Source organism: Marinobacter sp. OP 3.4 (assembly GCF_036224885.1).
Lineage (GTDB): Bacteria > Pseudomonadota > Gammaproteobacteria > Pseudomonadales > Oleiphilaceae > Marinobacter.
This window is the reverse complement of sequence record NZ_JAVVLT010000016.1, coordinates 1-15,702: the sequence shown is the minus strand read 5'-3', so window position 1 is coordinate 15,702 and position 15,702 is coordinate 1. Positions and strand designations below refer to the sequence as shown.

Below are 15,702 nucleotides of genomic sequence, written 5' to 3'. Positions count from 1 at the left end.
CGCGAGTCAGTGCCGCCGTCAGCGTGGTCTTGCCATGGTCCACGTGACCAATGGTACCCACGTTCAGGTGCGGTTTATTACGTTCAAATTTCTCTTTAGACACGGTTACACCTCTTCCTGTTTCTCAAGTCCTGGGATCAACCCTTTTTAATGATCGCTTCGGCAATGTTCGAAGGAGCTTCGGAATACCCGGCAAACTCCATCGCATATGACGCCCGGCCCTGTGTAGCAGAACGCAGGTCGGTGGCGTAACCGAACATCTCCGACAACGGAACTTCTGCACGGATGATCTTGCCCGCGGGGCCTTCATCCATACCCTGGACGACGCCGCGACGACGGTTAAGGTCGCCAACCACATCACCCATGTACTCCTCGGGCGTGACACACTCAACCTTCATGATCGGTTCAAGGATTGCCGGATCGGCTTCCAGAGCCCCTTTCTTCATGGCCATGGAACCCGCCACCTTGAACGCCATCTCGTTGGAGTCCACTTCGTGGTAGGAGCCATCGTACAGGGTCGCCTTGATGCGCAGCAGCGGATAACCGGCCAGACAGCCGTTCTGCATTTGCTCTTCGATACCCTGTTGAACCGCCGGGATGTATTCCTTGGGAACCACACCACCAACGATTTCGTTCACGAAGATAAAGTTCTCGCCATCTTCCTCGTCCAGAGGCAGCGGCTCGAGCTTGATCTTGACGTGACCGTACTGACCACGACCACCGGACTGACGAACAAACTTGCCTTCGACGTCCACCGGCTTGCGGATACGCTCACGGTAGGCCACCTGGGGCTTACCGATGTTGGCTTCCACCTTGAACTCACGCTTCATACGATCAACGATGATGTCCAGGTGAAGCTCACCCATACCGGAGATGATGGTCTGGCCGGATTCCTCGTCGGTACGGACGCGGAACGACGGATCTTCCTGGGCCAGCTTGCCAAGGGCAACACCCATCTTTTCCTGGTCGGCCTTGGACTTCGGCTCCACGGCGACGGAAATAACCGGCTCCGGGAACTCCATGCGCTCCAGGATGATCTTGGCGTTCTCATCGCACAGGGTGTCACCGGTAGTGACACTCTTCAGACCAATGGCCGCGGCGATATCGCCGGCCAGCACTTCCTTGATTTCCTGGCGCTCTTTGGAGTGCATCTGAACCATACGGCCGACGCGCTCTTTCTTCTGCTTGACCGAGTTATAGACCGCGCTGCCGGACTCCAGCTTACCGGAGTAGACCCGGAAGAACGTCAGGGTGCCCACGAACGGGTCGGTGGCAATCTTGAACGCCAACGCAGAGAACGGCGCGTTGTCATCCGCCTCACGGGTTTCCTCGGTGCCGTCTTCGTCGACTTCACCACGGATCGCCTTGACTTCGTTCGGAGCCGGCAGGAATTCGATAACGGAATCCAGTACGGCCTGTACGCCCTTGTTCTTGAAGGCGGAGCCACAGGTGGCGACAACGATCTCGTTGGCCAGGGTGCGCATGCGCAGGCCCTGCTTGATCTCGTCGATGGTCAGGTCGCCTTCCTCAAGGTATTTCTCCATGAGCTCTTCGTTGGCTTCGGCGGCTGCCTCAACCATCTGCTCACGGTACATGGCCACCTCGTCGGCCATTTCCTCGGGAACGTCACGCTGGTCATAGGTTGCACCCGCGTCATTTTCGTTCCAGTAGATGGCCTTGTTCCGGATCAGGTCGACAATACCGGCGAACTGGTCCTCGGCACCAATCGGCAGCTGGATCGGAACGCAGTTTGCGCCCAGACGGTTCTTGATCTGGTCAACCACCCTCAGGAAGTTGGCGCCAGCACGGTCCATCTTGTTGACGAACACCATGCGCGGAACTTCGTACTTGTTGGCCTGACGCCATACGGTCTCGGACTGGGGCTCAACACCGGAGGAACCACAGAACACAACCACCGCACCGTCGAGAACCCGCAGGGAACGCTCTACCTCGATGGTAAAGTCAACGTGTCCCGGCGTATCGATGATGTTGATACGGTGCTCGTCGTACTGCTTGTCCATGCCCTGCCAGAAACAGGTGGTGGCGGCGGAGGTGATGGTAATGCCCCGCTCCTGCTCCTGCTCCATCCAGTCCATGGTGGCCGCACCGTCGTGCACCTCACCGATCTTGTGGGAGATACCGGTGTAGAACAGTACCCGCTCGGTGGTTGTGGTTTTACCCGCATCCACATGAGCACAGATACCGATGTTTCTGTATCGCTTGATAGGAGTCTTGCGTGCCACTGTATAAACCTCGGCTGATTAGAAACGGAAGTGAGAGAACGCCTTGTTGGCTTCTGCCATGCGGTGAACGTCTTCACGCTTCTTAACAGCGGAGCCCTTGCTGTCAGCGGCGTCCAGGATTTCACCTGCCAGTCGCTGCGCCATGGACTTTTCACCACGCTTCCGTGAGAATTCTACGAGCCAGCGCATTGCCAGCGCGTTTTGACGGGAAGGCCGTACTTCCACAGGCACCTGGTAGGTCGCACCACCCACACGACGGGATTTAACCTCGACCATCGGCTGGATGTTCTCCAGGGCCTTCTCGAACATGTCGATCGGCTCTTCCTTGGATTTTTCGGCAACGATATCGAGAGCGCCGTAAACAATGCGCTCTGCAACGGCTTTCTTGCCACTTTCCATCACATGGTTGATGAACTTGGCCAGCCGTGCACTGCCGAACTTGGGATCCGGGATAATCTCCCGTTTTGCTGCAACTCTTCTTCTAGGCATCGATAAGCCCTTCTAAAAATTAAGGTCTTCAGGAACCCCTGAGATAGCTATCCGCTACTCAGCCTTACTCTTATCGTTCGCAGTGACGATAAAAGACACCCATCTGGGACATCAGGACTTGGGTCGTTTAGTACCGTACTTGGAGCGGCCCTGCTTACGGTTCTGTACACCCTGGGTGTCCAGCGTTCCGCGAACAGTGTGATAGCGCACACCCGGAAGGTCCTTTACTCGACCGCCACGGATCAGCACAACACTGTGCTCCTGAAGGTTATGACCTTCACCACCGATGTATGAGGAAACCTCGTAGCCGTTGGTCAGACGAACACGGCACACTTTACGCAGTGCAGAGTTCGGCTTCTTCGGCGTAGTCGTATATACACGGGTGCATACACCACGACGCTGAGGGCAGGCCTGCAGAGCAGGAACATCACTCTTTGCCACCCGGCGTTTACGAGGCTTACGTACCAACTGGTTGATCGTTGCCATGTAAGCAAACTCCAAAAAAACCATTTCAATGAAACTTACCCCCGACGAGCGGGGGTAAAAATTAAGGGACGCAAGTGTAAGCCCGCGCCCCAGGTCAGTCAAGAAGACTGATTCCTTTTTAACCACCCCGGAATCCGTAGTTCCCGGGGGGTTACAGACCGCCGGAGGGGTTAGCCCTCCCGGTTGAGCTCGGCGCTCAGAGCCTCGACCACGTCTTCCGCGGTGACGCCCTGCTCTTCCAGCTCGCGCTTGCGACGGCGTTCGTTGTGGTAGGCCAGACCGGTACCGGCCGGGATCAGACGACCCACTACCACGTTTTCCTTCAGGCCGCGGAGGAAATCACGCTTCCCGGTAACGGCACCTTCGGTGAGTACCCGGGTGGTCTCCTGGAACGAGGCCGCGGAAATGAACGACTCGGTGGCCAGGGAGGCCTTGGTGATCCCCAGCAGCTGGCGTTCGCCCCGTGCGGGCTGCTTGTCCGCCGCCACGGCATCTTCGTTGGCATCCAGGAACTGGTGGTATTCCACCTGGTCCCCGGCCAGCAGGTTGGTCTCGCCGGGCTCGGTGATTTCCACCTTGCGCAGCATCTGGCGAACGATAACCTCGATGTGTTTATCGTTGATGACAACGCCCTGCAGACGATACACGTCCTGGATCTCGTTGGTGATGTACTTGGCCAGCTCGACCACGCCCAGCAGGCGCAGGATGTCGTGGGGGTTGGACGGGCCATCGGAAATGACCTCACCCTTCTCCACGGTTTCACCCTCGAACACGTTGAGCTGACGCCACTTGGGAATCAGCACCTCGTACGGGTCGCCATCCTTCGGCGTGATCACCAGGCGCTTCTTGCCCTTGGTTTCCTTGCCAAAGGACACGGTGCCGGTGATTTCCGCCAGGATGGACGGCTCCTTCGGACGACGGGCCTCGAACAGGTCGGCCACCCGCGGCAGACCACCGGTGATGTCCCGGGTCTTGGAGCTTTCCTGGGGAATACGGGCAACCACGTCACCCACTTCCACATCGGCCCCATCGGCCAGGGTCACCAGCGCATCCGCCGGCAGGAAGTAGTGGGCCGGCGAACCACCCGGCAGATCCACTTCCTTACCCTTGGCATCCACCAGTTCAACCGCCGGACGCAGGTCCTTGCCCGCCGCCGGGCGATCCTTGGGATCGATTACCTGGATGGTGGACAGGCCGGTCAGCTCGTCGGTCTGGGTGCGGATGGTAATACCCTGGTCCATGCCAACGAACTTCGCCTTACCCTTGCCTTCGGCGATGATCGGGTGGGTGTGCGGATCCCACTTGGCCACCACGGCACCGGCTTCCACATGGTCACCGTGCTTGACGGACAGCACTGCACCGTAGGGCAGCTTGTACCACTCACGCTCACGGCCCTGCTCATCGGCAACGGCCAGGGCGGAGGAACGGGAAACCACCACCAGCGAGCCATCGGTCTTCTCGATGGACTTCATGTTGTGCAGACGGATCTGACCACCATGCTTGACCTGGATATTGTCCACGGCGGAAGCACGGCTGGCGGCGCCCCCGATGTGGAAGGTCCGCATGGTCAGCTGGGTGCCAGGCTCACCGATGGACTGGGCGGCGATAACGCCGACAGCCTCACCTACGTTGACCAGATGGCCACGGGCCAGGTCACGGCCGTAACAGTTGGCACACACGCCATGGCGGGCCTCACAGGTAATGGCGGACCGTACCCAGACCTCATCCACACCGGCGCCTTCGATCATCTCGATGGTCTTCTCGTCCAGCAGGGTGCCGGCTTCAACCACCGCATTTTCCTTGTCGGTCGGCGTAAAGACGTCACGGGCCGTGACACGACCCAGGACACGGTCACCCAGGGGCACCACAACGTCGCCGCCTTCGATATGCGGCGTCATCAGCAGACCTTCCTCGGTACCACAGTCGGCCTCGGTCACCACCAGATCCTGGGACACATCCACCAGACGACGGGTCAGGTAACCGGAGTTCGCCGTCTTCAGGGCGGTATCCGCCAGACCCTTACGGGCACCGTGGGTGGAGATGAAGTACTGCAGTACGTTCAGACCTTCACGGAAGTTCGCAGTGATCGGCGTCTCGATGATGGAGCCATCGGGCTTGGCCATCAGGCCCCGCATACCGGCCAGCTGACGGATCTGGGCGGGGGAACCCCGGGCGCCGGAGTCGGCCATCATGTACACGGAGTTGAAAGACTCCTGCATTTCCGGTTCGCCATCCTCACGGAAGACCGGCTTACCCTCGGCATCCACCACCTGCTCCTGGGAGAGGCGATCCATCATGGCCTTGGACACCTTGTCGTTGGCACGGGACCAGATATCGATCACCTTGTTGTACTTCTCGCCCTGCGTCAGCAGGCCCGAGGAGTACTGGGATTCGATTTCCTTCACCTCGTCGGTGGCGGCATCGACCAGCTCGTACTTCTCCGGGGGAATCTCGAAGTCATTGAAGCCGATGGAGGTACCGGACACGGTCGCGAAGTGGAAGCCCATGTACATGAGCTGATCCGCAAAGATGACGGTATCCTTCAGGCCGGCAATCCGGTAACAGGTGTTGATCAGGTTCGAGATCGCCTTCTTGGTCATCGGACGGTTGACGGTCTCGTAGGACAGACCATCCGGCACGATATCAAACAGCAGCGCCCGGCCGACCACGGTATCGACGATAACGTACTCGGTCTTCAGCTCCTCGTTCTCGTCGTAGGTGACTTCCTTGACGCGAACCTTGATCTTCGCCTGCAGGTCAACCGCACCCGCGCCATAGGCACGATGCACTTCCTTGACGTCGGCGAAAACACGACCTTCCCCAACCGCGCTCTTGCGCTCACGGGTCATGTAGTACAGGCCCAGAACCACGTCCTGGGACGGCACGATGATGGGCTCGCCGTTGGCCGGAGACAGTACGTTGTTGGTGGACATCATCAACGCACGGGCTTCCAGCTGGGCTTCCAGGGTCAGCGGTACGTGGACCGCCATCTGGTCACCGTCAAAGTCAGCGTTGTAGGCGGCACACACCAGCGGGTGCAGCTGGATCGCCTTGCCCTCGATGAGTACCGGCTCGAACGCCTGGATACCCAGACGGTGCAGGGTCGGCGCCCGGTTCAGCAGGATCGGGTGCTCGCGGATGACCTCGTCGAGGATATCCCAGACCACGCCCTCTTCCCGCTCGACCATCTTCTTGGCCGCCTTGATGGTGGTAGCCAGGCCGCGGTGTTCCAGCTTGGAGAAGATGAACGGCTTGAACAGCTCCAGGGCCATTTTCTTGGGCAGACCACACTGGTGCAGGCGCAGGTACGGACCAACCACGATCACGGAACGGCCGGAGTAGTCCACACGCTTACCCAGCAGGTTCTGACGGAAGCGACCCTGCTTACCCTTGATCATGTCAGCCAGGGACTTCAGCGGACGCTTGTTGGTGCCGGTGATGGCACGGCCACGGCGGCCGTTGTCCAGCAGGGCATCCACCGCTTCCTGCAGCATGCGCTTCTCGTTGCGCACGATGATGTCCGGGGCGTTCAGCTCCAGCAGGCGCTTGAGACGGTTGTTCCGGTTGATCACCCGACGGTAGAGGTCGTTGAGATCGGAGGTGGCAAAACGGCCACCGTCCAGCGGAACCAGCGGACGCAGGTCCGGCGGCAGCACCGGCAGCACGGTCATGACCATGTCGCCAGGGCGGTTGCCGGAGTAAAGGAAGGCTTCCAGGATCTTCAGTCGCTTGGTGAACTTCTTGATCTTGGTTTCGGAGTTGGTCTGCGGGATTTCCTCGCGCAGCTGATCCACCTCGGCCTGCAGGTCGATGTCTTCCAGCAGCATCTTGACCGCTTCGGCGCCCATGCGGGCATCGAATTCGTCACCGAACTCTTCCAGGGCCTCATAGTACTGCTCGTCATTCAGCAGCTGGCCGCGCTCGAGGGTGGTCATGCCCGGGTCGATCACAATGAACGACTCGAAGTACAGGACACGTTCGATGTCACGCAGGGTCATGTCCAGCATCATGCCGATGCGGGACGGCAGTGACTTGAGGAACCAGATGTGAGCCACCGGGCTCGCCAGTTCGATATGGCCCATACGCTCACGACGAACGCTGGCCAGGGCAACCTCGACACCACACTTTTCACAGATGACGCCACGGTGTTTGAGGCGCTTGTACTTGCCGCACAGGCACTCGTAGTCCTTGATCGGACCAAAGATCTTGGCGCAGAACAGGCCGTCACGCTCGGGCTTGAAGGTCCGATAGTTGATGGTCTCGGGCTTTTTTACTTCCCCGAAGGACCAGGAACGGATCATGTCAGGCGACGCCAGACCAATACGGATGGCGTCAAATTCCTTGCTCTGGTTCTGGCTCTTGAGAAGATTCAGCAAATCTTTCATCAGTAACAGCTCCGGATGGCGTTAATCTCGGGCGGGCACCGAAGGTGCCCGCTCACGCTGCCAAAAAACGATTCGGCTTACTCGGATTCCAGCTCGATGTCGATACCCAGCGAGCGGATCTCCTTGACAAGAACGTTGAAGGACTCGGGCATGCCCGGCTCCATCCGGTGGTCTCCATCCACAATGTTCTTGTACATCTTGGTACGGCCATTCACGTCGTCAGACTTGACGGTGAGCATTTCCTGCAGGGTGTAGGCCGCGCCGTAGGCTTCCAGCGCCCAGACTTCCATCTCACCGAACCGCTGGCCACCGAACTGCGCCTTACCACCCAGCGGCTGCTGGGTAACCAGGCTGTAGGAGCCGGTGGACCGTGCGTGCATCTTGTCGTCGATCAGGTGGTTCAGCTTCAGCATGTACATGTAGCCAACTGTCACCGGACGATCGAACTCGTCGCCGGTGCGGCCATCGTACAGCTTGACCTGACCACTGGTATCCATGTCAGCCAGCTCAAGCATGTGCTTCACTTCGGCTTCCTTGGCACCATCGAAGACTGCGGTTGCCATCGGAACACCGCCGCGCAGGTTGCCGGCAAGCGCAATCACCTCGTCGTCACTGAGGCTGTCCAGATCCACACTGGGCACGGCCTCGCTGTGATTGTAGATCTTGCCCAGCAGTTCCCGGACCTCGGCCACCTTGCGCTGCTGCTCCAGCATGTCGTTGATCTTGCGACCAAGACCCTTGGCAGCGGCACCCAGATGGGTTTCCAGTACCTGACCGACGTTCATCCGCGAGGGTACACCCAGCGGGTTCAGCACCACGTCAACCGGATTGCCGTCCTCGTCATAGGGCATGTCCTCTACCGGCATGACAGCGGAGATAACACCCTTGTTCCCGTGACGACCGGCCATCTTGTCACCGGGCTGCACACGACGCTTGATCGCCAGGTAAACCTTGACGATCTTGAGCACGCCCGGCGCCAGGTCATCGCCCTGCTGCAGCTTGCGCTTCTTGTCGTCGAACCGTTCCTCGTGTTCCTTCTTGCGGTCCTCCAGGCTCTGCTCGGACTTCTCCAGCAGCTCGTTGAGCGCCTCGTCCTTCATCCGCAGCTTGAACCACTGGTCCCGCTCCAGACCTTGCAGGTAGTCCTGATCCAGTACCGCGCCTTTCTTCAGGCCCGGACCACTGATCACTTCCTGGCCGTTGAGGGCGTAGGTCAGACGCTCGAAGGTGGCACCTTCCACAATCCGGTATTCGTCCTTCAGGTCCTTGCGGTACTGGTTGAGCTGGTCCTGTTCGATGGACAGGGCCCGCTCGTCCTTCTCGATGCCATCACGGGTGAACACCTGGACGTCGATAACGGTACCGCGGGTACCGGCGGAGACGCGGGAGGAGGTGTCCTTCACATCCGACGCCTTCTCACCGAAGATGGCCCTCAGCAGTTTCTCTTCCGGGGTCAGCTGGGTCTCGCCCTTCGGCGTCACCTTGCCCACCAGGATGTCACCCGGGCCGACTTCCGCACCGATGTACACAATGCCGGACTCATCCAGCTTGGACAGGGCACTCTCACCCACATTGGGAATATCCGCGGTGATTTCCTCGCTGCCCAGCTTGGTGTCACGGGCCACACAGGTCAGTTCCTGGATATGGATACTGGTGAAGCGATCCTCCTGCACCACCTTCTCGGAGATCAGGATGGAGTCCTCGAAGTTGTAGCCGTTCCAGGGCATGAACGCGATGCGCATGTTCTGCCCCAGCGCCAGCTCACCCAGGTCCACGGACGGGCCGTCGGCCAGTACGTCACCCCGGGCCACCACATCACCCTGCTTCACGATGGAGCGCTGGTTGATGCAGGTGTTCTGGTTGGAACGGGTGTACTTGGTGAGGTTGTAGATATCCACACCCGCATCACCGGCCTCGGTTTCGTCGTCCGCGACACGGACCACAATACGGGCAGCATCCACATCCTCAATCACCCCACCACGGCGGGCGGTCACACAGACACCGGAGTCCTGGGCCACGATGCGCTCAAGACCAGTACCTACCAGCGGCTTGTCGGCACGCAGGGTGGGAACCGCCTGACGCTGCATGTTGGACCCCATCAGGGCCCGGTTGGCGTCGTCATGCTCGAGGAACGGAATCAGGGAAGCCGCCACCGACACCACCTGGCGCGGAGAAACGTCCATGAAGTTGACGTTTTCCGGCGGTGTCACAGTGAATTCGTTCTGCGTTCGAACCGTGACCAGCTCATCGGCAAGGCGACCTTCGTCCGTCAGGGCTGAACTTGCCTGGGCGATGACGAAGTTGCTCTCCTCAATCGCAGACAGGTAGACGATCTCATCGGTGACCTGGCCATCGATAACCTTCCGGTACGGGCTCTCGAGGAAACCGTAGGAGTTGGTCCGGGCGTAGGTCGCCAGCGAGTTGATCAGGCCGATGTTCGGGCCTTCCGGCGTCTCGATGGGACAGACACGACCGTAGTGGGTCGGGTGTACGTCCCGAACCTCAAAGCCGGCACGCTCACGGGTCAGGCCACCGGGACCAAGGGCCGATACACGGCGCTTGTGGGTCACCTCGGACAGCGGGTTGTTCTGGTCCATGAACTGGGACAGCTGACTGGAACCGAAGAACTCCTTAACTGCCGCAGCCACCGGCTTGGCGTTGATCAGATCCTGGGGCATCAGGCCTTCGCTTTCCGCCAGGCTCAGGCGTTCACGGACCGCCCGCTCAACACGGACCAGACCAACACGGAATTGGTTCTCGGCCATTTCGCCGACACAGCGGATCCGACGGTTACCCAGGTTGTCGATGTCGTCGACATTGCCGTTACCGTTACGGATATCAATCAGCGTCCTGAGAACGTCGATAATATCGTCGTTGGTCAGGGTGCCTTCGCCAGTGCTTTCTTCACGGCCCAGGCGACGGTTCAGCTTCATCCGGCCAACGGCGGACAGGTCATAACGCTCTTCGGAGAAGAAAAGGTTATTGAACAGGTTCTCCGCGGATTCCTTGGTGGGCGGTTCGCCCGGACGCATCATCCGGTAGATTTCCACCAGGGCTTCGAGCTGGGTACGGGTCGGATCGATCCGGATGGTATCGGACATGAACGGACCGCAGTCGAGATCGTTGGTGTACAGGGTCTCGACCTCGGTGATGCCAGCACCCAGGATCTTCTCCATCACCTCTTCGGTGATTTCGGTGTTGCACTCCACCAGGACTTCACCGGTCTTGGTGTCCACCATGTCCTGCGCGATAACACGACCGTGCAGGTAAGCGGTAGGCACTTCCAGTTCGGTGATGCCGGATTTTTCAAGCTGACGGATGTGCCGGGCGGTCACACGGCGACCTTCCTCGACAATGACGGAACCGTCCTTGTCCTTGATATCGAAGGTGGCAATATCACCACGCAGGCGACTCGGCACCAGCTCCAGACGGGATGTTTCCTCCGCCACGGTGAACTTACTGGTGTCGAAGAACATCTCGAGCATCTGCTCGGAGGTGTAGCCCAGGGCACGCAGCAGGATGCTGGCAGGCAGCTTCCGGCGGCGATCAATCCGGACAAACACGGAATCCTTGGGATCGAACTCGAAATCCAGCCAGGAACCACGGTAAGGAATCACCCGCGCGGAATAGAGCAGCTTCCCGGAGGAGTGGGTCTTGCCCTTGTCGTGATCAAAGAACACACCGGGAGAACGGTGAAGCTGGGACACGATGACCCGCTCGGTACCATTGACCACAAAGGTACCGTTCTCCGTCATCAGGGGCATTTCGCCCATGTAGACTTCCTGTTCCTTGATGTCCTTGATGGCCTTGTTGGACGATTCACGGTCGTAGATGATCAGGCGAACTTTCACGCGCAGAGGTGCAGCATAGGTCACGCCCCGCAGCTGACATTCCTTGACGTCGAACACCGGATCGCCGATACGGTAGCTCACGTACTCAAGCGCCGCGTTGCCAGAATAACTGACAATCGGGAATACGGATTTGAAGGCTGCGTGCAGACCAGTTTCCTGGCGTGCATCAGCGTCGGCTTCCATTTGCAGGAAGTCCCGGTAAGAATCAAGCTGGATAGCCAGCAAGTAGGGGACATCCATCACGGAAGGCAATTTACTGAAGTCTTTGCGAATCCGCTTTTTCTCAGTGTAGGAGTAAGTCATCTGCATTCCCCAGCGTTAGACCTGATACCTGGTATCAAGAAGCAACCATTTACCTGCTTCGGGGCCGAGTTGCTCGGCATACTGCGCCGTCTTGAACAAGACTCTGGCTGTAGGTGACGGAGGCAGACTACTCACTATAGCAACTGCATCCATCTCTATAGCATATATACAACAGAAAAAGGCCGGTGGCCTGGAGCCACCAGCCTATCCATGCCTACTGCACGGAACCGATCAAGAGTCGGCGATTACTTGAGCTCAACAGAAGCGCCTGCTTCCTCAAGCTTCTTCTTGGCCTCTTCTGCGTCGTCCTTGGAAGCAGCTTCCTTAACAGTGGACGGAGCGGAGTCAACCATCTCCTTCGCTTCCTTCAGACCCAGACCAGTCAGCTCGCGAACGGCCTTGATGACGTTCACTTTCTTCTCGCCCGGGCCGGTCAGAACAACGTCGAACTCGGTCTGCTCTTCAGCAGCGGCGGCTTCGCCACCAGCAGCAGCCGGTGCAGCGGCAACGGCAGCAGCAGCGGATACGTTGAACTTCTCTTCCATTGCTTCTACGAGCTCAACAACTTCCATTACGCTCATTTCAGCGATTGCATTCAGAATATCGTCTTTAGACAGAGCCATGACTTTCTCCAAAAAAAGTAAAAATGGTTTTCAACAGAATCAAGCAGCGTCTTGCTTCTGGTCTCGGACTGCAGCTACTACGCGGGTAACTCTGCCCGGAACATCGTTCAGGGTGCGTACAAGCTTGGTAACCGGTGCCTGTGTGACAATAGCCAGCTGGGTAAGCGCTTCGTGAAGCGTCGGCAGCGTGGCCAGACGGTCGAGTTGTTCCGCGCCCATCAGCTCACCGCCGAAGGCCAGACCCTTGATCTCGAACGCGTCGTTCCCTTTGGCAAAATCCTTAAGCAGACGCGCAGCGGCGCCAGGATCATCCATAGAGAATGCCAGGATGGTCGGTCCGACCAACGCTTCGTCAATGCACTCGAACTCGGTGCCGCGAATGGCAATCTTGGTCAGGTTGTTACGAACAACCTTCAGACGCACATTTTCGGCCCGGGCCTTGGCACGAAGCGCCGTCATGTCACCAGCGGTGACACCACGGTAGTCAGCCATAACCACAGACAGAGCAGTACCAGCAGTCTCGTTGACTTCAGCGACGATCGCCTTCTTGTCTTCGAGTCTAATTGCCACTGGATTTCTCCTCGATTTCGCCGGAATTATTCCAGCAAACCCATCGTTGCCCGAGAGCCTTCTTATGGCCTGCTGCGCTCGCTCATGCGTCGTTGGACCGGCTTTCAAAATGCTCATGTACTTGTCGTACACTGCGCTTTTTCAACCCGCTCCGCCTAGCCTGAGCTTCGCTCGCGACGGCCATAATCGCCTCTCTATGGGCGCCTAACGGTGTTTGGGTTCAGAGAACGTCTTCACACCGTCTGCGCAGGCGTTGCTTTAACCCTTATGGCCCTTACCCCGAAGGATGTGGGCCGCGGGGGCCTGCGGTCTTTGACAGCCTTGGCTTCCGCCTAGACTACAAAGGTTCTGCCAACCAGGGTTCAGATGTTCAGTGAACCCTGGTCAACAGTGAGGCCAGGACCCATCGTCGAGGACAGGGATACCTTCTTCAGGTATACGCCCTTGGACGACGCAGGCTTGGCCTTTTTCAGGTCTGCGATCAGTGCTTCAAGGTTTTCCTTGATAGCCTGGGCAGTGAATTCAACATTCCCCATCGGGGCATGGATGATGCCGTTCTTGTCGGTGCGGTAGCGAACCTGACCGGCCTTGGCATTCTTGACCGCGGTTTCCACATCCGGCGTCACGGTGCCAACCTTCGGGTTCGGCATCAGGCCACGCGGCCCCAGGATCTGACCCAGCTGGCCAACAACACGCATGGCATCCGGAGTGGCGATGACCACGTCGAAATCCATGTTGCCTTTCTTGACCTCCTCGGCCAGATCATCCATACCCACGATGTCAGCGCCGGCTTCTTTGGCCTTGTCGGCATTGGCGCCCTGGGTAAAGACGGCGACACGTACGGTCTTGCCGGTACCGTTGGGCAGAACGGTGCTGCTACGGACCACCTGGTCGGATTTACGCGCATCAACGCCCAGGTTTACGGAAACGTCGATGGACTCCTTGAACTTCACGGAGCCACCCAGTTCAACCAGCAGTGATACGGCTTCATCAACGGTGTATGCGCGGTTGGAATCAACCTTTTCGCGAATCAGCTTCTGACGCTTGCTCAGCTTAGCCATCTTACAGACCCTCCACATTCAGGCCCATGCTACGGGCGGTACCAGCAATGGTGCGGACAGCCGCATCCATGTCAGCAGCGGTCAGGTCAGGCTCTTTGGTCTTGACAATCTCTTCCAGCTGCTCGCGGGTCACGGTGCCTACCTTGTCGGTGTTCGGGCGACCGGAGCCACTCTTGATACCGGCTGCTTTCTTCAGCAGAACCGGTGCCGGCGGGGTCTTGGTGATAAAGGTAAAGCTGCGGTCACTGTAGACGGTGATCACGACCGGAGTCGGCAGACCCGGCTCAATGTTCTGGGTCTCGGCGTTGAACGCCTTGCAGAACTCCATGATATTGACACCGTGCTGACCCAGCGCCGGACCAACAGGGGGACTCGGGTTGGCCTGGCCGGCAGCAACCTGAAGCTTGATATACGCTTCGATCTTCTTAGCCATGATTTTCTCCTATGGGTGCGATCGCCTTTCGGCTCCCCGGTTTTTCAGACACAAAAAGCCCGCTTCACCAGTGTGAGCGAGCCTTTCGTTTCAGCGATGGCTCAGTCCTTCTCGACCTGGCCAAATTCCAACTCGACCGGAGTGGAACGACCAAAGATCAGCACTGCCACCTTGACACGACTCTTGTCGTAGTCGACTTCTTCCACAACGCCATTGAAATCGGCGAAGGGGCCTTCGATAACCCGGACAATCTCGCCGGGCTCGAACAGTGTTTTCGGCTTGGGCTGATCCACGCCACTCTCAACGCGGCGCAGGATAGCCTCGGCCTCTTTCTCGGTAATTGGAGCGGGCTTGTCTTTGGTGCCGCCAATAAAACCGAGAACGCGCGGGGTATCCTTGACAAGATGCCACGTCGCGTCATCCATTTCCATCTGGACAAGCACGTACCCGGGATAGAACTTGCGCTCACTCTTGCGCTTCTTCCCGTCACGCATTTCAACGACTTCCTCGGTCGGAACCAGGACATCGCCGAACCGGTCTTCCATGCCATTCAGCGCGATACGCTCCTTGAGCGTACGCATGACATGCTTCTCAAAGCCGGAATACGCCTGAACCACAAACCAGTGCTTAGCCATTGCCTGCCCCTGCCTATCCGATGAAACCCTGAACCAGGAAACCGATGAAGGAGTCCATACCCCACAGGATGAGCGCCACCACCAGCACAAACACAACGACAATGGCCGTGGTCTGAATCAATTCGGGACGGGTAGGCCAAACAACCTTGCGGATCTCAACCCTGGCTTCCTTCAACAGGGTCGCGAAACGACGCCCGCGATCGGTCTGGAGCGCCACAAAAGCGGCAACCAGAGCCAGAGCCACCAACCCAAGCGCTCGATAGAGCACTGATTCGGCACTGAAATACTGATTGCCGACAACACCTACGGCAATCAAAACGAAAACAACCAGCCACTTGATAACATCAAAGCGGCTGGTCGACTGTTGGGCTTTTGACTCCATAGGAATCAGCTTATGTATCCAGACGTGTTATAAATGGCAGGCCAGGAGGGAATCGAACCCCCAACCTGCGGTTTTGGAGACCGCTGCTCTGCCAATTGAGCTACTGGCCTGCACCGAAACCTTTTTACCGGTGCGACAAAAGGACTGCACAAGGCAGCCCTCCTGCTTTCAGATCATCGACCGGAATTACTCGACGATCTTGGAGACCACGCCGGCACCAACGGTACGGCCGCCTTCGCGA

12 protein-coding genes and 1 tRNA gene are annotated in these 15,702 nt (G+C 58.4%); all 13 read right to left on the bottom strand.

Annotation, left to right across the window (positions count from 1 at the left end; all coding sequences use genetic code 11):
- Window positions 1-103: GTP-binding protein (locus RO069_RS02800; protein ID WP_328185217.1), on the bottom strand; the 103-nt coding region annotated here is incomplete at its 3' end.
- Window positions 104-137: 34 nt separating this feature from the next.
- Window positions 138-2,243: an elongation factor G gene (gene fusA / locus RO069_RS02795; RefSeq protein WP_328185215.1), complete on the bottom strand. Its 2,106-nt coding sequence runs from the start codon at window positions 2,241-2,243 to the stop codon at window positions 138-140.
- Between the two features lie 18 nt (window positions 2,244-2,261).
- Window positions 2,262-2,732 (bottom strand): 30S ribosomal protein S7, encoded by a 471-nt coding sequence (gene rpsG, locus RO069_RS02790; RefSeq protein ID WP_219478285.1) that lies wholly within the window; start codon window positions 2,730-2,732, stop codon window positions 2,262-2,264.
- Between the two features lie 111 nt (window positions 2,733-2,843).
- Window positions 2,844-3,218, bottom strand: coding sequence for a 30S ribosomal protein S12 (rpsL, locus tag RO069_RS02785; RefSeq protein WP_189577124.1), 375 nt, complete (start codon window positions 3,216-3,218; stop codon window positions 2,844-2,846).
- A 170-nt stretch (window positions 3,219-3,388) separates the two neighbouring features.
- Window positions 3,389-7,603 carry a DNA-directed RNA polymerase subunit beta' gene (gene rpoC, locus RO069_RS02780; protein WP_328185214.1) on the bottom strand — a complete coding sequence of 1,405 codons (4,215 nt, stop codon included), beginning with the start codon at window positions 7,601-7,603 and terminating at the stop codon, window positions 3,389-3,391.
- Window positions 7,604-7,680: 77 nt separating this feature from the next.
- Entirely contained in the window at window positions 7,681-11,757 is a 4,077-nt protein-coding gene (rpoB, locus tag RO069_RS02775) for a DNA-directed RNA polymerase subunit beta (protein WP_328185213.1), read from the bottom strand.
- Between the two features lie 245 nt (window positions 11,758-12,002).
- Complete coding sequence (gene rplL / locus RO069_RS02770; RefSeq protein WP_328185212.1) at window positions 12,003-12,380, bottom strand: 50S ribosomal protein L7/L12; 378 nt, start codon at window positions 12,378-12,380, stop codon at window positions 12,003-12,005.
- A 39-nt stretch (window positions 12,381-12,419) separates the two neighbouring features.
- Entirely contained in the window at window positions 12,420-12,950 is a 531-nt protein-coding gene (rplJ, locus tag RO069_RS02765) for a 50S ribosomal protein L10 (RefSeq protein ID WP_328185216.1), read from the bottom strand.
- Window positions 12,951-13,312: 362 nt separating this feature from the next.
- Window positions 13,313-14,011, bottom strand: coding sequence for a 50S ribosomal protein L1 (rplA, locus tag RO069_RS02760; protein ID WP_328185211.1), 699 nt, complete (start codon window positions 14,009-14,011; stop codon window positions 13,313-13,315).
- Window position 14,012: 1 nt separating this feature from the next.
- Window positions 14,013-14,444: a 50S ribosomal protein L11 gene (rplK, locus tag RO069_RS02755; protein ID WP_328185210.1), complete on the bottom strand. Its 432-nt coding sequence runs from the start codon at window positions 14,442-14,444 to the stop codon at window positions 14,013-14,015.
- Window positions 14,445-14,545: 101 nt separating this feature from the next.
- On the bottom strand, window positions 14,546-15,079 hold the full coding sequence (nusG, locus tag RO069_RS02750) for a transcription termination/antitermination protein NusG (protein ID WP_328185209.1): 534 nt from the start codon (window positions 15,077-15,079) through the stop codon (window positions 14,546-14,548).
- Window positions 15,080-15,092: 13 nt separating this feature from the next.
- A complete protein-coding gene (gene secE / locus RO069_RS02745) occupies window positions 15,093-15,461 on the bottom strand; it encodes a preprotein translocase subunit SecE (RefSeq protein WP_328185208.1) in 369 nt (122 codons plus the stop codon).
- Window positions 15,462-15,495: 34 nt separating this feature from the next.
- A tRNA-Trp gene (locus RO069_RS02740) sits at window positions 15,496-15,571 on the bottom strand.
- Between the last annotated feature and the right edge of the window lie 131 nt (window positions 15,572-15,702).